Origin of the sequence: Nostoc sp. EspVER01, from assembly GCF_034530635.1 — a bacterium.
In the GTDB taxonomy this organism is placed as follows: Bacteria; Cyanobacteriota; Cyanobacteriia; order Cyanobacteriales; family Nostocaceae; genus Nostoc.
Genome location: NZ_JAVRCS010000037.1, coordinates 36,229 through 57,956, shown reverse-complemented (window position 1 = coordinate 57,956; position 21,728 = coordinate 36,229). Strand labels below are relative to the sequence as shown.

14 protein-coding genes are annotated in these 21,728 nt (G+C 42.0%); 5 read left to right on the top strand and 9 right to left on the bottom strand.

The features are described from left to right. Nucleotides 1-214: 214 nt before the first annotated feature. The 4 genes from RMX69_RS24165 to RMX69_RS24150 all read left to right on the top strand — a co-directional run bounded on the left by RMX69_RS24165 (nucleotide 215) and on the right by RMX69_RS24150 (nucleotide 5,895). Entirely contained in the window at nucleotides 215-2,275 is a 2,061-nt protein-coding gene (locus tag RMX69_RS24165; protein ID WP_322638947.1) for a serine/threonine-protein kinase, read from the top strand. A gap of 389 nt (nucleotides 2,276-2,664) precedes the next feature. Then, a complete protein-coding gene (locus RMX69_RS24160; RefSeq protein WP_322638946.1) occupies nucleotides 2,665-3,927 on the top strand; it encodes an O-antigen ligase family protein in 1,263 nt (420 codons plus the stop codon). Then, nucleotides 3,924-5,069 (top strand): glycosyltransferase family 4 protein, encoded by a 1,146-nt coding sequence (locus tag RMX69_RS24155; protein WP_322638945.1) that lies wholly within the window; start codon nucleotides 3,924-3,926, stop codon nucleotides 5,067-5,069. Before RMX69_RS24160 ends, RMX69_RS24155 begins: the two co-directional genes overlap by 4 nt. Nucleotides 5,070-5,379: 310 nt before the next feature. Then, complete coding sequence (locus tag RMX69_RS24150) at nucleotides 5,380-5,895, top strand: ester cyclase (RefSeq protein ID WP_322638944.1); 516 nt, start codon at nucleotides 5,380-5,382, stop codon at nucleotides 5,893-5,895. A gap of 179 nt (nucleotides 5,896-6,074) precedes the next feature. Here RMX69_RS24150 and RMX69_RS24145 read toward each other — a convergent pair whose 3' ends face one another. The 5 genes from RMX69_RS24145 to RMX69_RS24125 all read right to left on the bottom strand — a co-directional run bounded on the left by RMX69_RS24145 (nucleotide 6,075) and on the right by RMX69_RS24125 (nucleotide 13,834). After that, nucleotides 6,075-8,702 carry a chloride channel protein gene (locus RMX69_RS24145; RefSeq protein ID WP_322638943.1) on the bottom strand — a complete coding sequence of 876 codons (2,628 nt, stop codon included), beginning with the start codon at nucleotides 8,700-8,702 and terminating at the stop codon, nucleotides 6,075-6,077. A 220-nt stretch (nucleotides 8,703-8,922) separates the two neighbouring features. Next, nucleotides 8,923-10,236 carry a TldD/PmbA family protein gene (locus RMX69_RS24140; RefSeq protein WP_289797458.1) on the bottom strand — a complete coding sequence of 438 codons (1,314 nt, stop codon included), beginning with the start codon at nucleotides 10,234-10,236 and terminating at the stop codon, nucleotides 8,923-8,925. A gap of 351 nt (nucleotides 10,237-10,587) precedes the next feature. Continuing rightward, a complete protein-coding gene (locus RMX69_RS24135) occupies nucleotides 10,588-11,448 on the bottom strand; it encodes a Tab2/Atab2 family RNA-binding protein (RefSeq protein ID WP_322638942.1) in 861 nt (286 codons plus the stop codon). Nucleotides 11,449-11,763: 315 nt separating this feature from the next. Further along, on the bottom strand, nucleotides 11,764-12,408 hold the full coding sequence (locus RMX69_RS24130; protein WP_322638941.1) for an HAD family hydrolase: 645 nt from the start codon (nucleotides 12,406-12,408) through the stop codon (nucleotides 11,764-11,766). 232 nt (nucleotides 12,409-12,640) lie between these two features. Further along, on the bottom strand, nucleotides 12,641-13,834 hold the full coding sequence (locus RMX69_RS24125; RefSeq protein ID WP_289797455.1) for an NAD(P)/FAD-dependent oxidoreductase: 1,194 nt from the start codon (nucleotides 13,832-13,834) through the stop codon (nucleotides 12,641-12,643). 196 nt (nucleotides 13,835-14,030) lie between these two features. Between RMX69_RS24125 and RMX69_RS24120 the strand changes: the two genes are divergently transcribed. Next, the gene (locus RMX69_RS24120) at nucleotides 14,031-15,017 is read left to right on the top strand and encodes a methyltransferase domain-containing protein (RefSeq protein WP_322638940.1); all 987 of its coding nucleotides are present in this window, start codon (nucleotides 14,031-14,033) and stop codon (nucleotides 15,015-15,017) included. Nucleotides 15,018-15,239: 222 nt separating this feature from the next. Here RMX69_RS24120 and RMX69_RS24115 read toward each other — a convergent pair whose 3' ends face one another. The 4 genes from RMX69_RS24115 to RMX69_RS24100 all read right to left on the bottom strand — a co-directional run bounded on the left by RMX69_RS24115 (nucleotide 15,240) and on the right by RMX69_RS24100 (nucleotide 21,275). Beyond that, entirely contained in the window at nucleotides 15,240-16,325 is a 1,086-nt protein-coding gene (locus RMX69_RS24115) for a HAMP domain-containing protein (protein WP_322638939.1), read from the bottom strand. A 321-nt stretch (nucleotides 16,326-16,646) separates the two neighbouring features. Beyond that, entirely contained in the window at nucleotides 16,647-17,315 is a 669-nt protein-coding gene (locus tag RMX69_RS24110; protein ID WP_322638938.1) for a response regulator transcription factor, read from the bottom strand. Further along, nucleotides 17,293-18,897, bottom strand: a complete 1,605-nt coding sequence (locus RMX69_RS24105; RefSeq protein ID WP_322638937.1) for a sensor histidine kinase — start codon at nucleotides 18,895-18,897, stop codon at nucleotides 17,293-17,295. Before RMX69_RS24105 ends, RMX69_RS24110 begins: the two co-directional genes overlap by 23 nt. Before the next feature lie 350 nt (nucleotides 18,898-19,247). Next, the gene (locus RMX69_RS24100) at nucleotides 19,248-21,275 is read right to left on the bottom strand and encodes a serine/threonine-protein kinase (protein WP_322638936.1); all 2,028 of its coding nucleotides are present in this window, start codon (nucleotides 21,273-21,275) and stop codon (nucleotides 19,248-19,250) included. Nucleotides 21,276-21,728: the final 453 nt, after the last annotated feature.

Below are 21,728 nucleotides of genomic sequence, written 5' to 3'. Positions count from 1 at the left end.
TAGAGTTAGTGTAACTAGATATGTAAAGTTTTGTATTAGGATTCAACATTTCTGGCTCAAACACAATTTTTTGCAAGTTATCTAAATTGTTCAATACCCGATGAGGTAAGGAAATTGGGGATTTGGATGGTGTCTCAGTGATATTTACTAACAAGAGAGATTATACTGCATGACTTAAGATGAATATATACCCCAACTGAAATGGATTCCCAGTATGCTCTGTTGTGTGAATCCCGATTGCCAAAAACCCTTAAATCCTGATAAAAACAACTATTGCCATAGTTGTAGAGCGGAATTGATACCCCTGCTAGGAGGTCGCTATCGTCCCACTCAGGTTTTATCAGACGAAGGCGGATTTGGTAGAACCTATCTAGCCAAAGATGTACACAAACTGAATGAATGCTGTGTTGTTAAGCAATTCGCGCCAAAACTTCAGGGAACTGGACCACTAACTAAGGCCGTTGAATTATTTAAACAAGAAGCGAGCCGACTGCAAGAACTGGCAGAACATCCACAAATTCCAACTTTATTGGCTTATTTTGAGCAGAATAGCTATCTCTTTTTGGTGCAGCAGTTTATCGATGGGCAAAACTTACTCAAAGAATCGGAAACGCGGGCAAACTATAACGAAACGGAGATTCGCCAACTTTTGCTAGATTTACTGCCGGTACTGAAGTTTATCCATCTGCGGGGAGTGATTCACCGGGATATCAAGCCACAGAATATTATTCGTCGTCAAAGTGATGGGCGATTAATCCTCATTGATTTTGGAGCTTCTAAGCTGCTGACAGCAACAGTACAAACTAAAATGGGCACTGTGATTGGCTCACACGGTTACACTGCACTTGAACAGATGCAAGATGGAAAAGCTTACCCAGCCAGTGATTTATTCAGTTTGGGGGCTACTTGTTTTCATCTCCTGACTGGGGTTCGCCCATCTCAACTGTGGATACAGCAGGGTTATGGTTGGGTTGCATCTTGGCGGCAACATTTAACCAGTTCAGGTAGAGAGGGGATTTCTATATCTGTAGAGTTGGGTGAAGTTTTGGATAAGCTGTTGCAACTAGACATCCAAAAGCGTTATCAATCGGCTGATGAAGTCATCAATGACTTGACACCTCAAATACCACCATTGTCATCAGTGCCCCCAACTATACTTACACCAACATTTGCAGCTACCCCAACAAACAAGGTGCCAGTTTCACCAAAATCAAATAACAATCTGAAAAGTCAACTGCTGTTAGTTTCTAGCATTTTAGTGTTGGGATTAGGGGGAGTTTGGTATTTTCAGTCTCGTCCCCAGACAGTCAGCGAGGCTCCTCAACCTATTTCTCAGCCTATTCAGCCCCAAAAAAACGTCTCAGAAAATTCTTATCTACCCAAACCCTTCAAGGGGCATTCTAGTGACGTGAATTCCGTAGCTTTCAGTCCTGATGGTACAACCCTTGGCAGTGCCAGTGATGATAAGACAATCAAGCTATGGAATCTGACAGGTGGGCAGGAAATCCGCACTTTAGAAGGACATTCCAATTGGATTTGGACTATAGCTTTCAGTCCTGATAGCAAAATCCTCGCTAGTGGCAGTGCGGACAAGACAATTAAACTGTGGAATCTGGAAACAGGAAAGTTAATCCGCACTTTGGAAGGAAATGGCGACGGAGTTACTTCCGTAGCTTTCAGTCCTGATAGCAAAACCCTTGCCAGTGGCAATGCTAGTAAGGATATGAAAATTAAAATATGGAATCTGGAGACAGGAAAGTTAATCCGCACCTTAGAGGGACATACCAATGGTATTGCATCTGTAGTTTTCAGTCCTGATGGTAAAACCCTTGCCAGTGGTAGCTGGGATAGAACAATTAAATTGTGGAATCTGGGAACAGGAAAGTTAATCCGCAGCTTAGAGGAAAGTCCAGAGTCGATTCTTTCAGTCGCTTTTGCTCCCAATGGCGTCATCCTTGCCAGTGGTAGTAAAGACAAGACAATTAAATTGTGGAATCTGAAAACAGGAAAGTTAATCCACACTTTAAAAGGACATAATGATAAGGTTAATTCTGTCGCCTTTTTGCCAAGGATAGGTTCAAATGCTATCACCCTTGTAAGTGGCAGTAGTGACAAGACAATCAAACTTTGGAACCCAGTCACCGGAAAGGAAATCCGCACTTTAGAGACAGGTTCTGGATATATTTATGCCGTTGCCATTAGCCCAGATGGACAAACCATTGCCGGTGGTGGAAGTGGTGAGAACATTCTCAAAATTTGGCAGATGATTAATTAAAAATATCTGATAGTGTACATTCGGAATAGATTGCGACTTTGTTGGGTTCTACCTCAGAAAGAATATTTAGCTGTGCAAAAATATCAAATTAATCATAGCTTCAAAAGATGATATTGGCGAAGACTGTATTATGGTAATATTCTCTACGTGTTCAGGATTATAGCTTGAAAAAAATATCAAAATCTATCCATAAACCTGCAAAAGTGGGTTTATATAGGTTTTATTCTGTCAAAAAAATATCGTAATAATTCAGGAGCCAGGAGCCAAAATAATTGTAAAATCAAGCGTATAATAACTTCTTGATTTTATTAAAATTATTAAGTTTGGGTATTAACGTCTTCTAACTTCTGGATTCTGAATTCTTACAAAATATCTTGAAATAAAAGTTTATGATTAATATATTTTTTCTACTCATACTATTTTCTTCACTTTTAGGCCGAATTAAATTTCCAGGAATAAATATTGGTATTCATTATTTATTACTTCCTGCATTTAGTTTTGGAATCATTAGTTTATCTTTCAAATCTCTACCAGAAGTTGTTAAGAAGCATAAAATAATTTTGATATCTATAAGTCTCATGTATTTGTGGATGTGGCTGTCCTCATTAATGAGCGAGTTTCCAAATATTGCTATTACTTATAGTCTAAAATACTCAAGTTATTATATATTGTTTTTTGCTTTTTTAATATTAACGTTTAAGAAGATAACACTACCATCTCTAACATTTTATTACCGTTGCATATTGCACTTACTACAGATAATTGCAGGTTTGGGTTTTTTAGAGGTTTTCCTTCCCAACAACTGGATTTTTAAATTCTTAAAGTTCCCTAGCTTTTATCCTGAGATTGGTTCCATTATGCAAAACCCTAATCAGTTTGGGGTCATAGTCGCCATTGGATTATGTTTAAGCCTGATTTTAGAAAAACAGAATAAAATTTCTAAAATTGAATTAAATATAAGCGAATTCATTTTTATAATTCCCTTAGCTTTGTCTGCCAGTGGGAATGGGTGGGTAATTTTTTTAATTGGGATATTTCTTTTGCTGATATATAAAATTATTAGTTTTAGAAAAATGATTTATCTAATAAGCCTGTTGTTTTTATTCATTGTAACTGCACCAGTTTCTACATGGAGACTTGGTTTAGCAGACAGTAAAATATTTCCATTAATTAATTTATTTTTAGAAAATTCAAATTCAGTAAATCCAAACGAAAAAAAGCCTCATACTCTTGTATTAACAGGTTTTTCAAGGTTTCAAATCTGGCAGGCAGCTATTAATGAAACTATTAAAAGACCACTTACTGGTATAGGTATAGGGGTTTTTCCAGACCAGATAGGAGTCAATGTTTGGGGAAAGAAAGGTTATCACGCACACAATATATTTTTAAATGTGTCGGCAGAACAAGGAATTCCTGGATTATTACTATTTACTAATTTTTTAGCGAAAATAGCATTTAAAGTTAAATATGCTAATCCTTTAATTACTGTTCCGATTATTATGTTTTTAGTGTCTCAAATTCTAGATTTTTTTGCTGAAGACTATACTTTTACAACTATTGAGTTTTATTTTATAGCAGCAGCTATCAATTTTAGAAAAGATGTTGTCACGCAATTACAACCTGAAATTATTGAAAATACCAAGAAACTATGAGTGCTAAACCTCGTCTTTACCTAATATTTCCGAATATATTTGATTTCAAGGGAGGTATTCAAGTTTACTCAAAATTTTTGCTGAAAGCTTTACAAGATATATATCCTGAAGCTGATTATGATGTGTTTCTCAAATATGATAAGTATAGTTTAAAACAACTAGATAAATTGCAGTTTTTAAATTCAACAAGATTTCATTATTTTGGAGATTTACCAAAATTATTACAACCAATTTTATTTGCCGCAAAAATAACTATTTTAGCTATTCTTCAACATCCCATTATAGTTATTTCTACTCATGTTAACTATGCGATTGTTTGTTATATTCTCAAATTTTTCACTGGAACTCCTTACTGGGTCGTTGCTCATGGCTTAGAAGTTTGGGATATCGAAAATAAGGCAACAAAATTCGCTTTAGAAAAAGCAGATAAAATCATTAGTGTTAGTAATTACACTCGCCAGCGCTTGCTTCAAGATACAAATATTGATTCAGAAAAAATAGTTATTTTACCTAATACATTTGATGCTAGTAAATTTTTAATAAATTCTAAACCTACCTACTTACTTAAGCGATATAACTTAACAGATGAACAGCCTGTAATTTTAACAGTAACGCGGCTAGGAAGCATGGCAAAATACAAGGGTTATGACCAAATCCTTCATGCTTTAATTAAAGTGCGATCGCATCTCCCTAATGTTCACTTCATTCTTGCAGGTAAAGGAGATGATATACCTCGAATTAAAGCTTTAGTTACCAACTTAAATCTACAAAATTGTGTGACAATTGCCGGCTTTGTTCCAGATCAAGAATTGTGCGATCATTACAATCTCTGTGATGTTTTTGCTCTGCCTAGTAAAGGAGAAGGATTTGGAATCGTTTTTCTAGAAGCTTTAGCTTGTGGTAAACCTGTATTGGCGGGTAATCAAGATGGTTCTATAGATCCCTTAGCTGACGGGAAGTTGGGATGTTTGGTCGATCCTGATAACGTTGAAGAAATTGCCGATAATCTAATTCAAATCCTGCAAGGTGATTGTGCTAATCCAATAATTTACCAACCAGAATATTTACAACAAAAAACTATTGAAGCTTTTGATTTTAGTCAGTTTCGCGCAAGTTTAGCAAAGTTAATTAGTGATAAATAGTTACAATTTAAGAAAATTTGGTAAAAATAATGGACGACTCAGTATTTGTTATATTTCTTGCCTTTGGATTTCTTTGGGTTTTGATGGGAGTTGTAGGTTGGATTGCGTTTCTCAAATCTGAGGGTGAGGAAATTAAGTTTGGTAAGTGGGGGCTTATAGTTGCTATTCCAATCTTAATACCAATAATTTTTACTCTGATTATTGGTGTATTTTATCATTAATAAAATGGGCGATCGCTGGGCAAAACAGCATAATAGACGGACAATGAATGGGACAATAAATTACTTAGATAAGCTATTTGTCAGATTGTATGTGTAGAGAAATAAGTCCAACTGAACAAAATAAAGATATCGTTCTTCAGTTCTATGGAGCTTTCGACAGGCGAAATATTAGCCAAGCCCTGGCGCTTCTGTCACCCAATTTTGTTGCTCATATGGCTGGTACACCTGCTCCTCTTGATGGTGAAGGTTTTAAACAGTTTGGCATGGCTTTTTACTTAGCCTTTACCAACGGTCAACATACATTTGATCAAGTACTTGTTGAAGGAGATAAAGTTGTTACTTGTGGAACATTTACAGCTAGGCATCTAGGTGAATTTCAAGGTCTTCCTGCAACAGGTAAAGAAATTAAGTTATCAATCATGCATATTGATCGCGTTGAAAACGGTAAAATTGTAGAGCATTGGGGGCAAGGCGATGCACTTGGATTAATGCAACAGTTGGGTATTATCTTTTTACCAGGGCCTGCCCTTTTTCCGCATATTTTGAAAAGTCTTTTATCCAAGCTGTTGAATAAGCCAATAGGAATTAATAACTTAGGAGTATGATGTTTATTCTTAACACCAATGTTATGAAACTACTAGTTTTGTAACAGCGATCGCAAGAAGGTATCAATTGAGCTATAGCAATCCTAATTGAGTTGTGAAAATGCGCGATGTCCAGATCCCCGACTTCTCGAAGAAGTCGGGGATCTAATTTTTCACGAATGATTTAGGATTGCTATAGTTTATTTTTGAATCGCACCCCTGACCAAAATCACTGTACTTTCGACACCAGAAGCGATCGCTTCGGGAATATTACCTTGAATCGCTTGCTGTAGCAATCCCTCGCGGGAAGCTCCCAAAACTACAACGTCGTAACCTTCGGTTTGCACTAGCTTAATCACACCTTCGGCGACTGAATTAGCTTGCACGGGGAGAGCAACTACAGTACTCGACAATTTGCGGCGACGCATTAAATGACGGATGGCTTGTTCTGAAATTGACATATCTGGCTTGAGTTCAGATGGCTTAAACACCTGTGTCAGGCGAATTTTCGGATCGTTTCCCAATGTAATTAAAGCCGGTAGCAATTTAATTGCCAGTGGTGAATTGGGGCCACCAGCCACTGGAACTAGCCAACGGTTAAAGGAGTGCTGAGTGGGGAGTGGGGAGTGGGAAGTAGTGCCTAATTTTACTAACACGACTTCGCAGGTGGCTTGGCGAATTATGGTGTCAACAACGTTACCAAAAATACGACCAGGGGTAGATGTGTTACCTTTCCATCCCATTAAAATTAGGTCGATGTGTTGTTCGTTGATTGTTTCCAAAATTGCCTGCGCCACATCGTGGGTAACTCGAATCTGCGTGTGCAAGGGAATTTTCCACTTTTTTGCTAAGACTTCTGCCTGTCGTAACAAGCGGCGACTTTTTGCTGTTCTTACCTGTGTTTCTGATGGGGAACTGTGGCGGGGTATCAGCATCACTTGCACGCAATCTATTTCATAATGGCGATCGCGGGCAATAGCTGCTGCCATTAGTAATAAAACACCTGCTGTTTCGGGATTTGCTACGGGTACTAATAATCTACCTCTACCAGTGCTGGGCGATCGCGTCTGGTAAACTATGTATGAAGGTTCTGGTCGCAGTTTCGGTGTCGCATTTTCACAATTGAGATGATCTGCCTCCGCCCGAATAATATCTGCACGAGTAATAATCCCAATCAGTTTTCGTCTATCTACCACCGGTAAGCGACTGATTTGATAGCGATCGAGTAAATATAGTACATTACTCAGGGTGTGAATTGGTGATACTGTCATCGGGACAGATGTCATAATTTCTTTTAAGAAAATATCGGCTAAATTGCGATCGCGCAGTGTGTGATTTGTACTCTCGCGGATTTTTAACAAATCTGATTGCGTTACAATCCCCACTAACTTGCTATCTTCTACCACAGGGAAACCGCGATGATGAGAATGAGCAAAAGCTTGCATTGCTTCTTCCAAGCTCATCTCTGCATCTAGAGTTTCTACCCGTTCTTGCATTACATCTTTGGCAGTTAACTTGCTTAATGCTCCTTCCATCGCAACTTCTTTGGTGAGAGTAATACCTTTTAACTCCAAAAGTTTCTCATAAAGCGAACCAGGCACTACCTTATCCGCAACCAGGTAAGCTGCGACAGAAACAATCATCAAAGGTAACACTAGGTTGAAATCTGTAGTCATCTCAAAGACAATCACAATTGCTGTGATTGGCACTTTCGAGACAGCACTAAAAAATCCACCCATACCCGCTAAGGCATAAGTAGTAGGAGAACCAGATCCAGTAATATATAACTCAGATACACCGATGATGTGTCCTAAGCAAGAACCCAAAATCAGACTGGGAGCGAATAATCCCCCCGGCGCTCCCGAACCAAATGCAATCAGTGTGAGGATGAACTGAGCCGCAAAGGCGATCGCGGCGACGCTAGGATGGGAACTTCCAGTAATTAATGACTCCCGTAGTCCCGTATTATCACGGAAGGATGGGGGGAGCATGGCCACGACAACACCAGAGATAAATCCAGCTAAAGCTACCTGCAACGGTAAGCTGATGTGTAATCTTCGATAAAATTTAATACTAAATATGATGCCGCGATTAAACAATGCACCAAACAAGCCTGCCAAAATACCTAACAGGATGAAAAAGGGAATTTCTGGAATGGAGAATTGGCTGGAAGATTTTACTAATTGCAAGTTAAGGTCAAGAGAGCCACCACCCAAAAGTCGGGATATCACGCCACCAATAAAAGAGGCGATAATGGCAGTCCCGAGAGTCAATCCTGATAAATCTTGGAGTAACTCTTCAACGATAAATAATACACCTGCGATCGGGGCATTGAAAGCAGCAGCCAAACCCGCACCCGCACCAGCTGCAATCATTTGCCGTCGATGATCTGGGGAAGTGGGAACCCAACGACTCATTCCTGCTGCCAAACCTGCCCCCACTTGGACAGTAGGGCCTTGCCGTCCCAGAGTCATGCCAGAACCAATGGCGATGATGGCACTGAGTAACTTCACACCTGCTACCCGCCAAGATAATGTCACAGGCACATTGGCAAGAGATGCTTTGACTTGTGGAATACCGCTACCAGAAGCCTCTGGTGCTAATCTATCCACCAACCATCCAGCTAGAAATCCCAGGACAAGACCAATTGCAGGTAGTACCAGCCATGCCGGCAAAAGGTGGGTAGTATGCACTCGCCATGTCCCCAACCATCCCGATCCTACTTTCAGGAATACCGCAGATAGAGCAGCAACCAGACCGATAATACAGGCTTCGGCGATCGCTAAACCTCTTCTAGGCTGCCACCAGGTGCGAAAACGCTGATTCATACCAGTTTTGGATTTTAAATTTTGGATTACAAATCTTTCCTAAAAAGCTGTTTAGTGGAATCTTAGAGGATGGTTTAAAAGTCTATATCAAGGCTCATATCCCCGACTTCTTAAAGAAGTCGGGGATATTATTATTCACAAATAATTTAGGATCGCTATACAAAAGCACTCTCCCCAATTACGAATTACGTTAGCGTAGCGGGGCGTAGCCCATTACGAATTAATTACTTCTCCCCGTAGTGGATAGCCCTTCTACTATCAGAGATGGAGTATAACAAGAACCATTCCAATCAACATCGTTGCCTAGTGTAACCAATTGCTTCAGGGCTGTGTAAACATTACCTGCAACCATAGTATCCTTAACACGCCCAATTACTTGACCATTTTGGACGCGATAGCCTAAATCGACATTGATCGAAAAATCTCCAGAAATACTGCCGCCACCACCCAACATTTGATCGACAATCAAGCCATCATCTAATTGTTGAATCAAATCTGGTAGCGATGCCGAACCTGGCTGGATGAGAAAATTAAATAAACCAGGGGTGGGATAGCTACCTAAACCAGGGCGAAAACCATTTCCAGTGGTGTTAGTACCCAGTTGAGAGCCGGTAGTGCGATCGCTATAGAAATGCTGTAAAGTCCCGTTTTGGATAAATACCAGAGATTGAGTCGGAGTCCCTTCATCATCAAAAGGGCAACTGTAAGGGCCAGCTTCTGGATCTTGGTACATGGTGAGACTGGGTGCAACTACTTCTTTACCCAAACGTTCTGCCCAAGGTGAAGCTGCTTCTAAAACTCGCTTGCCATTCAAAGCGGCTTGTACAGTACCCCAAAGCATATCGGCGGCTTTAGAAGTGAACAAAATCGGCACACGACCAGTAGGAGGTGAGATATTTTCTTTAGACCAAATTAACCGTTGTAAAATTTGGTTAGCTAATCTCTCTGGATCGAGTTCCCCCCGCTTAGTTTGACCATCAGCAACACTTAAAAAATCATCACCACGCACCCATTCTGCTGATATATAGCAGCTGAGGGTAGTGTCTGTATAGTGACAATCTAAACCTTTGGTGTTGACTAGTCTAGTGGTTTCAATATCACATTCCCAGTCACCATTGCATACAACATCGGGATAAGCATCACGGATGAGTGCGATCGCTTCTTTGCCCCAGTCCACCAAAACCTCTATCGGTAAACTTTCTCCTAAATCGGGGTAGTCAGGCTGAAAGTTAGAGCCTAATTCTACAGTTTCCGGTTGATTTAGTTGACTTAGAGCCAGAGCTTTTTCCACCATTACTTCGGCTAAGACAGAACCGTAAGCCACCGTTAGTCCCGGACGCCCATTTCGCCAAAGCCGTAGTGCTGTGCCTTCAGATTGGTTAGTTTCTAGCTGTTTGAGTCGGTTTGCCTCAAAAAACACTGGGCGAGAAAGCGATCGCGATTGATACACTTCAGCAGCTTCTGCTCCAGATTTTATAGCTAGTTCCAGCAACTGTTCGGCGAGTGTATCTTGTGACAAATTTTCAGAACCCATGACCCTTAGTGAATTGTGGATTTTGAACCGCATATCAACGCTGTCTCAACAGAAGTGCGATGTCTACGACGGGCTACGCCTACGCACTTTCCAGTGATGAACGCAGATAACTATCCAAAAATCATCAGTGTTTCTTTACAGTTACGATTTAAAACCGCAGATCCACACTGATGGACGCAGTTAATTATCCCAAATCATTGTCATGTCTCAACGGATCTAGTCATTTGTCATTCGTCATTCGTCATTGGGCACAAGATACAGAGGGAAAAAACTTACTGCAACTTCTCCTCGGTCACTGAGCGTTGGTCATTGAGCGTAGCCGAAATGAGCCGAAGTGCCCCCTGCCCATTTTCAAAGATTAACCTCTTGCAACAGCCAAAAACCAGCAAAAGATTCTGCTTTGGGATCGGACTGTACGCCGATAAAATGTACTCCATTCGCTTTTTGCTTGGCTGCTTCAAAACCTTTAGCTTCCGCTAAAATTTGAGGTTTTTTGATATTTGCCACAATCCAACTTTCAGTTACACCAGTTTCTAAAACCAATCTCGCCTCTTCGCTGGTGTCAAATCTTAAAAAAGCCAACTCCAAACCAGACATCCACCCAGCCAAGGGTAGCGCTCTCGATGAGAAAATCAAAATACCAGGAATACGGGCTTCGGGTGAAACTTTCGCCAACTCTAAAGGGAAAGCTTCACCAAAACCAATTTCCCACTCTGGCATATCAGCAAAATCCGCCGCATCTAAAGTAACAAATACCCACTGCTGTCCTTCCAAGGCATCCGGTAAACGTTGCGGCAAAGGTTTCTCTAAGCGGACTGAGGGATTAGTCCCCCCTTGATACCCCGCCTCTTGAGGATACACTTCTTCCATCCGCTGTTCTAACCATTGATTGAGAACCAAAGTACGGCGGCTAGGCTGGGCGGGAATGCCTATATCTTGGCAAGCTTTAGTAATCATATTGTTCATTTGGCGGCGGAAAAAGCGGATTTTAATTGGTGCTTTTCCAGCTTGGTCAATAGCCTCCTGCAATGCTGTCCGCAACCAGCCCGAATTTACCTGGGTACTGGGACAATATTGAGTATAGCGAAACAAAGAGTCTACTTTTGTGCCGATATCCAAGGGGCTTTCGCAGACTAAGACTTCCCAAACTTTTTTTTGATTAGCGTCCAAAATCGGACGAGAGTAAAAATCGATTTCCCAAATACTGCCCATGTTTTGCGGTAAAAATCTGGCTGTTATGTTTTCCTGATATGTTGATCATACGAGTGTTGGGGCAGCAGGGGAATAACGGAGTTGGGAGTGGGGAGTGGGGATAAGGGGTTTCTGAAGTGGATGTTTTAAATTTTAACTCTTCACCATCTCCCTTATTTCTCATTGTTTGAGCAGAACATAGGAAGTTTTTGGAGTAATAGGCTTGGCGATGACTGGGGAATTCATCAGGCGATCGCTCTTAACAAACCCTGTTAGTCTTATGATTGATGTGGGCTGAAACCACTATTTTTCCGAAGGTTTATCAAAGTTTGTGATCTAATGACGGTTAATCCAAACGCCTCTGAGTCCAGCTGCTTTAGCTGCATGATAGTCTTCTACAATGCTATCGCCGATATGCCATGCCGCCTCTGGGGAACATTTATGTTTATCTAAGGCAATGGCAAAAATTTGCGGGTCGGGTTTAGCTGCACGTACCTGCGTAGAAATGGTGACGGAGGTAAAAAACTCTCTCAATCCCAAACTTTGCAATACTGAGTAAATCCGAGAATCAAAATTAGACAGCACCCCCAGGCTAACTCCCAACCGCCGCCAGTTGATTAAAGCTGGTAAAACATCGGGATAGACAAACCACGGTTCGCCAGTGCCAAAGTGAATGTAAAGTTCGCTAAAAAAAGCCGAAAAGTCAGCAAATTCCTTAAGAACACCTGCACTTTCAAAAGTGTTCAGGGCAATTATCCGCCACCAATCAAACTCGCGCTGGGGAATATCTTGTAGTTCTGCATCTGGAAATATCGGTGGCGGCGCTGCTTTAAAGCTTTGGATGAAAGCTGTATTCAATGTTTCGGCTGAAACTGTAACGTCAAATTCCTGGGCTATCTGACTATAAACTTTGCCCACACTACCTTTGACATCGAAGAGTGTACCCACAGCATCTAAAAAAATAACTTTCGGTTGTTCCATTAAAGTTTGAAAATTTTGAATGTTGAATTTTAGATTTTGGCTTGTTAAGAGCTTCTGTGGGTAGAGTCTAGCATCTGCTAAGTAGATTGGCGGAAATTAAACAAATCATCGTAAATGTATTGGTTTTTTTACCAATGCCCCATACTTCGACTTCTCTTCGAGACGCTACGCGAACGCGGTAGTTGAGCGCAGTCGAAACTCAGTACAAGTGCCCAATTCCCAACCTTGAAAATTAACGAGAAAGTGTTTCTATAATCGGACGGAATAGCCAATTAAAACCAACTTTCAGCTGATGGTCTAAAGTTGGCAATCTATATAAATAAGCAGCACGACGAGCGACGTATGCCAAGGGACCATCTAGTTTAATTCCCAAACCAGTGAGAGTGGCGTTGTCTATTCCTAGTGCCATCATTTCTCCTAACTGTTGGTAGTGGAAGGGAAGGAGGGGGCGATTAGTCGAAGTTGCCCAGATATTCCAAGCAGTATAATCAGCTTGTTGAAAAGCGGCTTGTGCGGTGGCGGGAACTTGCTGTCCTTCAGCGTCATGACAGTCTGCTAAATCTCCCAAGGCAAAGATCTCTGGATGATCGAGGACTTGCAGATTGGATGTAGTGGTGATTTGACCACGCTGATTTTGCTTGAGAGCAAGAGAATTTACTACAGGCGCAACCCTAGTTCCCACAGTCCAAATTACCAAATCCACGGGAATCGTATCTAACTGGTTTTTGTACTCTAGGGAAATGCTATTTTGCTCGATTGATTCGATTTTGGTTTCTAAGTCAAGAAACACACCACGGGCATCTAAGGCTTTCTTTGCTGCTTCCCGATTAAACTCTGGGGAAGTTCGCAAAATTTGGTCGGCGATTTCAATTATCCGAAATCGTCCTCTTTCGCCTAGTCTGTCGGCTAACTTACAGGCTAACTCTACACCACTGTAGCCAGCCCCAACGATCGCTACCCGAATTTTATCAGCATCCGATTCTTCTAAAAATCGCAGGCGTTCTTCTAAACGATAGGCATCAGAGATTGTACGGAATGTGTAGGCGTAGGCTGCCGCACCAGGGACTAAATCTAGCGGTGTTTCACCTCCTAGCGCCAGCACTAATCGGTCGTAAGGGATTTCCGGGCCTTCTTGGATATTTACCCGTTGCTGGTCAATGTCAATTCCAGACACAACCCCTTGATAAAAACGCACCCCTGTGCCTTGTAAAAGTTCTTCAAAGGGTGGGGCAATTTCCCAGGTTTGCAGTTCGCCAGTGAGTAATTCGTAAAGTAAAGGAGAGAATAGGAAGCGATCGCTTTGATCTACTAGAACAATTTCGGGTTTTTGCGTAGATTCCCAAGGTAATTGGCTTAACCGCAGGGCTGTGTAGAGACCACCAAAGCCTCCACCAAGGATACAAATTCTAGAAGTTTGTTCAGTCATCTATTCTATGTTATGGAACAATCAATATTAATTAGGCAACTAACTTCAGGGTAACTGAAAGTTTAAGTTTCAAAACCCTCCATTTGTATGAATGGTTTTAACAGCGGTAACTCAACACTGCTTCGGTGAGAAAATTGGACAGCTTGCAGTCTAACAATTGGATAAACTTGTTAGAAAACGTTAAGGTTTTATTTCCATGAGTTGGTTTTTTTCGACGCTGGGAGTTTTCTTGGCACTAATGACGCTCTTGCTAGCGTTGTATCTGATTACTGCGAGGCCTTATCAATCATCTAACTCCGTAGCCAATTCCTATGACGAATGGACTGAAGACGGTATTTTGGAATTCTACTGGGGTGAACATATCCACTTAGGTCATTATGGTTCGCCACCACAACGAAAGGATTTTCTCACCGCTAAATCTGACTTTGTGCATGAAATGGTACGTTGGGGTGGTTTAGATAAATTACCCCCTGGCACTACTGTCTTAGATGTTGGCTGTGGAATTGGAGGTAGCAGTCGCATCTTGGCACGAGATTACGGTTTCGCAGTCACAGGTATTACCATTAGTCCCCAACAAGTCCAACGCGCCCAGCAGTTAACCCAAGAGGAACTTGATGTGCAGTTTCTTGTGGATGATGCTATGGCACTTTCTTTCCCAGATGCTAGTTTTGATGTAGTTTGGTCGATTGAAGCCGGGCCACACATGCCAGATAAAGCCATTTTTGCCAGAGAGTTGATCCGGGTGCTAAAACCCGGTGGAGTGATGGTTTTAGCCGACTGGAATCAGAGAGACGATCGCCAAAAACCGCTCAATTTTTGGGAGAAACGGGTAATGCGGCAACTATTAGATCAGTGGTCGCATCCGGCTTTTTCCAGTATTGAAGGCTTTTCCGAGCTTTTGGCAGCAACGGGATTAGTTGAGGGGGAAGTGATAACGACAGACTGGACGAAACAAACACTTCCTTCTTGGCTAGATTCCATCTGGCAAGGTGTGACTCGACCAGAGGGATTGGTGCGTTTTGGTCTATCTGGTTTCATTAAATCTCTGCGAGAAGTACCTACCCTCCTACTGATGCGGCTAGCATTCAGCGCGGGTCTGTGCCGATTCGGGATGTTCCGCGCAATCAGGGCTAACTCGTTGCAGAAATCAACTAAGCAGTATAGTTTGATTAGCAATTCCTGACAGCCTCGTTAGTTTTAGAGGACTAGTCCGAATGGCACTAACAAAAAACAAGATGATGGAGAACTCTTGAGCAAAGTGCTTTGTTGCAAACTCTTTCCCCTCTGCTCCTTTGCCCCTCTGCCCCTCTGCCCCTCTACAACCCTTACGCTGCCTACTATACGGCTTAACTTAGTGCCATTCAGGACTAGGGCTAGTCCTATGTTACAAAAATGTGGGTAATCCCTACTTACCTTGCTGATTTTCCACGATTTGTGCTTGGGTGTGACGCAGTTCCGCTAACGCCAATTCTAAGCGTTGATTTTTTTCATCTAACTCCTGCGTCCGTTCGCGTACTTTCTTTTCTAGAACCTGGCTATATACTTCTAGCTGTTCATTACTATCCTTTTGAGCTTTTATGAGTTGCTGAACTTCCTGGATAAGACGATTGAGGGAAGTAGCTAAGATGCCAACTTCATCATTAGTCGTGACGGGTGCTTGTAAATCGAAGTTAGATTCTTCTGTAACCTGTTGGGCAATATGGGTAACAGCTTGAATGGGACGAGCAATGGCGCGGCTGGTGTAAATTGCTAGTAATGTGGCGATCGCAATTGATAGTGACAGGCTACCGACGATAATGTATAAGTGCAATTTTTCTGCCGTTTGTAGTTCCTGTTTTGCTTGCTGATACTCCTCGGCTGTAACTTTCACAAGGTTGGTGATGTCATTGAGAAAGTCATCCATCAAAAAAACCGATGAGCCATGCATAAAATTAAACAATTGAGTTTGTGCTGTCTTAATCTTAATTGGTGATAAATTATTGGGATTATTCTCTTTAAAAAAAGCTTCTGTGCGTTGTAAATAAGCGCTAAAACCTTTATAATTCTGCAATAAAGGATAAACTCTTTTTTGCCCACTGACAAAACTATAATTTGGCTTATTAATAGTGTAATTCGCTGTTAATTCAAACCAAACTTGTCGGGCTTCGGCAACATACTCTAGTAATTCAGTGTAATTTTTTTTCCATAGCTTTGGTCTATCCATATAGAGAATCAGTTGGTGTTGAGTGGTGCGGACATAAAACACACTCGTTTTTAGCTGGGATACTTGATATAACTCTTCAAATGCAGCGTCTTCCCGTTTTTGTGCCTTATCCTTGTAATGATCTGCAATCAAAAAACCCATAGTAGTTCCCAGTACGGCGATACTGACAAGCAGTGCATATCCGATACCGATTTTTTGACCAACCTTCAAATAGCTAAACCAATGTCTAGAAATACTGTGATTTGATTGCTTAGAAGTTAGTGTATCGAACTTACTGTGCTGTTTCATACTCAACCACGACTTAGATGGATTTCAATTCGTTCCAGTAAGTCACGTCGCTTCTCTACGAGACGCCAAGGGCGAACGCTCCGAATTCAAAATTCAAAATTCAAAATTAATGATCCCGATAAATAAATTTAGGGGCTTGTATCCTTTTCGTTTTCGGTCACTGAAGCGAAATGGCTTGGTATATATAGTCATTTGCTCCATTTTTGAGTGCGATCGCTCGTTTGCGATCGTCTTTACGAACTGTGATGATGATAATCGTTAGTGTCTCTCCCTGTCTAGGAATTTCTCTTTATTAGCCAGGACTAATTGACATGATTGGTATTAGGTTCGCAAGCGATAACCCATCCCTCTAACGGTTTCAATGATGTTGCTGCCTAGTTTCTTGCGGAGATAACCAACATAGACATCAACAATATTAGAACCTGGATTATAGTCGTAACCCCAAACGAAATCTAGGAGTTGTTCTCGACTAATAACTTGTCCGGGATGACGACAAAACATTTCTGCCATTGTAAATTCACGAGCAGGTAATTCTACAAAGCGATCGCCTACTTTTACCTGTCGAGTTCGCAAATCAAGCACCACGTTACCCGCTTGGAGGAGAAACTCTTGGGCATCTCTTACGGGTCTAACACTTCGCAAACGCAATCTTACCCGCGCCAGAAGTTCTTCAAATCGGAAGGGTTTAGTGACATAATCATCTGCGCCCCCTTCTAGTCCAGCGACTTTATCGTGAATGTCACTGCGAGCCGAAAGGATAATTACAGGTAAATCTTCTCCCTGTCCGCGCAGTTCTTCGAGTACCTGAAAGCCATCTTTTCCAGGCAATCCCAAATCCAAAATTAGTAAGTCAAAGGTTCCACTCTGTGCTATGTCTATGATATGCAGACCATCGGCAACAGTTGTTGTTGTAAAACCTTGCGATCGCAATCCTTTCTCAATAAATAAGGCAATTCGGGGTTCATCTTCAGCGATGAGAATGTTGGGCATAAGCACTCATTTCCTGCGGGGAATCGAGGGGTAAAACGATGGTAAACATCGAACCTTTTCCTAGCTGACTCCGAAGCAATACTTTTCCAGCGTGGGCTTCGGCAATCGCTCTGACAATTGACAGCCCCAACCCCGCACCCTCGGAACGACGACGACTGTTAGAAGTTCGAGCAAAACGTTCAAAAATCCGTTTTTGATCGACAAGAGGAATGCCTTCTCCTGTATCGCGTACCCAAAAATGCACCTTTCCTTTAGCGATCGCACAACCTATGGAGATAGTATCATTCTTTGCTGTATGCTGAGTCGCATTCTGCGCCAGATTAATCACAGCCTCGGTAATTCTTTGACGGTCAACTATAATCTGACCCCTTGCCACCGCATCTATTTGCCAATCCCGCTCGGCTAGTGCCTGAGCTTTGACAAATAACTCTTGGGTTAAGTCTGCTACATTCACTGTCGCCAACTGCAAAAAGTCTAAACGTTCCGCCTTTGCCAGCAAAATCATGTCATCCACCAGACGGCTCATCCGGTCTAATTCTCCCATGACCAGCGCCAAGGTTTCCTGTTGCTCTTGGGGGTCATCTCCCATTAGTTCCAAATGGCCGCGAATGATGGTAATGGGAGTCCTGAGTTCATGACCCGCATCGTTGACAAATTCCTGCTGGGTAGCAAAAGCTGCCTCTAGTCTGTCCATCATTTCGTTGAATGTTCTTGCCAGTTCTGCCAGTTCTCCCTTACCTCGCGCAGGTAAGCGCTGGGTTAAATCTGACTCACTAATTGCATGGGCAATGGTGGTAATTGTTCGTAGGGGAGCTAGCACCCGTCCCGCCGCCAACCACGCCAGGATGAAGGACACCACAAACACTAAACTAGAAACCTCAATAATTACGGAAACAGCTTCTAGAGCTTCTGCCCGCTCCCCAGCTGCACTATGGGCAACAACGAAGACACCCTGCGTTTTTCCATTAATTTTAATCGGTTCCACCATATAAAGGATCTTACTAAGATCGGGATCGGAAAATTCTTTTTCTCCCTGTTCTGGTTTAGTTTGTTTTGCCCACCGTTCCATGAGGGGTGATTCCTTGGCAAGTGGCTTGGGACGCGCTCTAGGGCTAGATTTATAAAATTCACCATCAACAAACGTGATGAAGCAAGAGTCATCCTCTGGTAGTCGATACAACAGATAAGCTCTGAAAAGTCTGATCAAATCTTCTTTGGAAGCTGGAGGAGCGATTTGTTTTTTGCCAGCCAGCAACCATTTCAATTGCTCTGGCCCAATGGCTATGTCTTCTGGATCGTCCTCAGTCAGCGCATCATCTGGAGCCAAGGTTTCACCTTTAATTAACGCATTGAAAGCCGCCATGTCTTCTACCATATCTTGGCGAACCCGCTCATCAATGCGCTGGTCGAGCTTGTAGCGAAAGGCGGGAATGGCGATGAGAAATGTTATCCCCAAAATCAACAAGTACCAAAACAAAATCCGGGTGCGTGCTTCTCCAAATACTTGCTGCCAACCTAAAAACAGTTTCGTTATTTTAATCCCAGACGTGCGATCGCGGCAATGGTTGGTGATGCTGCTCATTTTTACCCCTCCCCATTTGAGAGACAGTTTATCGCAACTGGGGATTTGTCATTGGTCATTGGTCAACATAATTCGTAATTGTTACCCCACGACTTCAGTCGGGGGCTTGAAATATTGATGCTATGCATTTTAATTCTCCATTGATAAATCAAGGGGCTTGTACCTTTCTTTAATTACGAATTACGAACTTGTACTGAGTTTCGACTTCGCTCAACTACCGCGTAGCCGTAAAGCCTGCGGCATAGCTACGCTTCGGGCGCAGCCTCTCCAAGAGTTGTATTACGAATTACGAATTAGTAATTATTCGGTCATTTATCATTTGTCATTGGTTATTCTTCCACAGTTCCCAATCACTGAGACAACCGCCAAATCTTAATCGTGTTATCTTCACTACCGCTAACAAGGGTTTTGCCATCAGGAGTGAAGGTAACAGATGTGACGGTGTTGGTGTGCCCCGCCAATGTGAGAATTTCTTCTCCTGTTGCTGTATTCCACAGTTTGATAGTGCGATCGCGGCTACCACTAGCAATAATTTTACCATCGGCACTGAAGGCTACGGATGTGACAGTGTTCTTATGTCCCGCTAATGTGCGAATTTCTCTTCCGGTAGCTAAATTCCAAAGTTTGATGGTGCGATTGCGGCTAGCAGTGGCTAAGGTTTTACCATTTGGGCTAATAGCCACAGTTGTCACTGTTTGAGAATTTCCTTCTAGTGTGCGGATTGGGTATCCTTTTGCTAAATTCCAGATTTTGATCGTCTTGTCAAAACTGCCACTGGCCAGAATCACACCATTAGGACTGATAGCCACCGATCGCACCCAAAATGTATGCCCTGCTAGTGTGCGAATTTGCTCTCCTGTTGCCAAATCCCAGATTTTAATCGTGTTGTCATCACTAGCACTAACTAGAGTCTCGCTATCAGCACTGATGGCTAGGGCATGAATTGAGTCAGAATGCCCTATAAGAGTGCGAATTTGTTTGCGCGTTGCCAGATTCCAGATTTTAATGGTGTTGTCATCACTAGCACTAACCAGAAGTTTGCCATTTGGGCTAATCACTACGACATTCACCTGCTGAAAATGCCCGTTGAGTGAAGAGATTAGTTTTCCGGTTGCGAGATCCCAAAGTTTGATTGTGCGATCGTCGCCACTGCTGGCAATGGTTTTACCATCGGGACTGATGGCGACAGATAAAACTGAGTTTTCGTGTCCTTGGAGGGTGTTAGCTAAGGAAACCTTACCCAAGCTAATCTGACTCAAAATCGCGTCATTTTTACCAGGACTATTGTGTTGAATCAACCTAGAGACCAAACTGGTTTGAATCCGGCGAAAATTTTTATACCAAGATTCGCTGAATCCAAATAACAGAATGAAAGCACTTACTAAGATTAAAATTCTCAGTAAGGGATAACTTTTTGGTAAAACTGGTGCTTTAGTTGGTGGTAATTTCCCAGATGACTTACCCGCAGGTGGCAGGGCGAGGAGTTGTTTGGGAGTTAAGTCTCTCAAAACTTCTTCGGCTGACTGGTAACGTTCCTGGATATCTTTTTTTAAAAGCTTGTCGATGACAAAATCCAACTCAGGATTTATCGGACTCCGTAAATATTCTCGCCAATTACTTACCCAGGCGTACCCAGATTCCATCCACAACTGAAACGGCGAATTTCCCGTTAGCAGATGAAAGCAGGTAGCCCCCACACCGAACAAGTCGCTGGCGGGGAAAGCTTTGCCATCTCTAATTTGTTCTAGGGGAGAATAACCATGCGAACCAATGGATGTGCCAGATTTCTGCTGAACTTTGGCGGTAAATTGCTTTGAGGAGCCAAAATCAATCAGGCATAATCGCCCATCATTCTTATTGCGGATAATATTTTCTGGTTTGATGTCTCGATGAATAACTTTGCGATCGTGGATAAATTTTAGGATGGGTAGTAAATCTAGCAAAATAGATTGAATGTCTCTAGAGTTATAAGCCTTGCGCTGTTGCAACTCCTTTAACAAATTATCTCCATTAATAAACTGCTGCACCAAATATAGGCAGCCGTCTTGCTCAAAATAAGCTATCAAAGTCGGAATTTGAGGATGTTCCCCCAGGTCTTGTAATCGCTGCGCTTCTTCTGCAAACAACTCCATCGCCTTTTTTTGCGACCAAGTTCCTTGGAATTTTGGGGCTAATTGCTTGATAACACAGCGTTCATTGAGTTTATCTACGTCTTCTGATAGATAGGTTCTGCCAAATCCCCCCTCATCTGAAAGGACTCGGATGACACGAAAGCGATTTCTTAAAAGTGACACCAGCGGGGTGCTACAACTTTGGCAAAACTTCTTTCCATTGGGATTCAGGGGATTTGAGCAATCGGGATTTAAGCAGCAGATCATGATCTGACAGGCGCGACTGCATGACAACTTAGGCTAAGTTTGCCCCGAACTTTCCCTTAAGATAATTGACTCTCGCTTACTTGTGGTAGATAAACCCTGGTCTGGGGATTGGGGAATTACTTATATAGTTAGCTTTTGTAAATAGTAGTAAGTCTTCCTCATCTGTGGAAAACTACGAGAGCCATAAGATTAATTGTTCTATCGATTATATAATAATCTGAATAAAAATATTTTTTTGAATCTTTAAACCTAGTAATTTTGCTTGTATCTTGGCAAGTGACAACTGACTAAGTATTGAAGATAAACCCTGATTAATGAATCATTACTGACTATAAAATATAGTTAAAATGCTTACTAAATTTGTTTTGGCTATTTTAAATTGCCCATAATTAATTATTCATTTGATACTTCAGCTAAAAAGGCTGCAACTTACAACAGATTTCAAGGAAAGTG

Bases quoted from the DNA above. Each gene is read 5' to 3' on its own strand.
- RMX69_RS24155 (WP_322638945.1), top strand. From the start codon at position 3,924: ATGAGTGCTAAACCTCGTCTTTACCTAATATTTCCGAATATATTTGAT.
- RMX69_RS24130 (WP_322638941.1), bottom strand. From the start codon at position 12,408: ATGGAACAACCGAAAGTTATTTTTTTAGATGCTGTGGGTACACTCTTC.
- RMX69_RS24145 (WP_322638943.1), bottom strand. From the start codon at position 8,702: ATGAATCAGCGTTTTCGCACCTGGTGGCAGCCTAGAAGAGGTTTAGCG.
- RMX69_RS24150 (WP_322638944.1), top strand. From the start codon at position 5,380: ATGTGTAGAGAAATAAGTCCAACTGAACAAAATAAAGATATCGTTCTT.
- RMX69_RS24110 (WP_322638938.1), bottom strand. From the start codon at position 17,315: ATGCCCAACATTCTCATCGCTGAAGATGAACCCCGAATTGCCTTATTT.
- RMX69_RS24135 (WP_322638942.1), bottom strand. From the start codon at position 11,448: ATGGGCAGTATTTGGGAAATCGATTTTTACTCTCGTCCGATTTTGGAC.
- RMX69_RS24160 (WP_322638946.1), top strand. From the start codon at position 2,665: ATGATTAATATATTTTTTCTACTCATACTATTTTCTTCACTTTTAGGC.
- RMX69_RS24140 (WP_289797458.1), bottom strand. From the start codon at position 10,236: ATGGGTTCTGAAAATTTGTCACAAGATACACTCGCCGAACAGTTGCTG.
- RMX69_RS24120 (WP_322638940.1), top strand. From the start codon at position 14,031: ATGAGTTGGTTTTTTTCGACGCTGGGAGTTTTCTTGGCACTAATGACG.
- RMX69_RS24115 (WP_322638939.1), bottom strand. From the start codon at position 16,325: ATGAAACAGCACAGTAAGTTCGATACACTAACTTCTAAGCAATCAAAT.
- RMX69_RS24125 (WP_289797455.1), bottom strand. From the start codon at position 13,834: ATGACTGAACAAACTTCTAGAATTTGTATCCTTGGTGGAGGCTTTGGT.
- RMX69_RS24165 (WP_322638947.1), top strand. From the start codon at position 215: ATGCTCTGTTGTGTGAATCCCGATTGCCAAAAACCCTTAAATCCTGAT.
- RMX69_RS24100 (WP_322638936.1), bottom strand. From the start codon at position 21,275: ATGATCTGCTGCTTAAATCCCGATTGCTCAAATCCCCTGAATCCCAAT.
- RMX69_RS24105 (WP_322638937.1), bottom strand. From the start codon at position 18,897: ATGAGCAGCATCACCAACCATTGCCGCGATCGCACGTCTGGGATTAAA.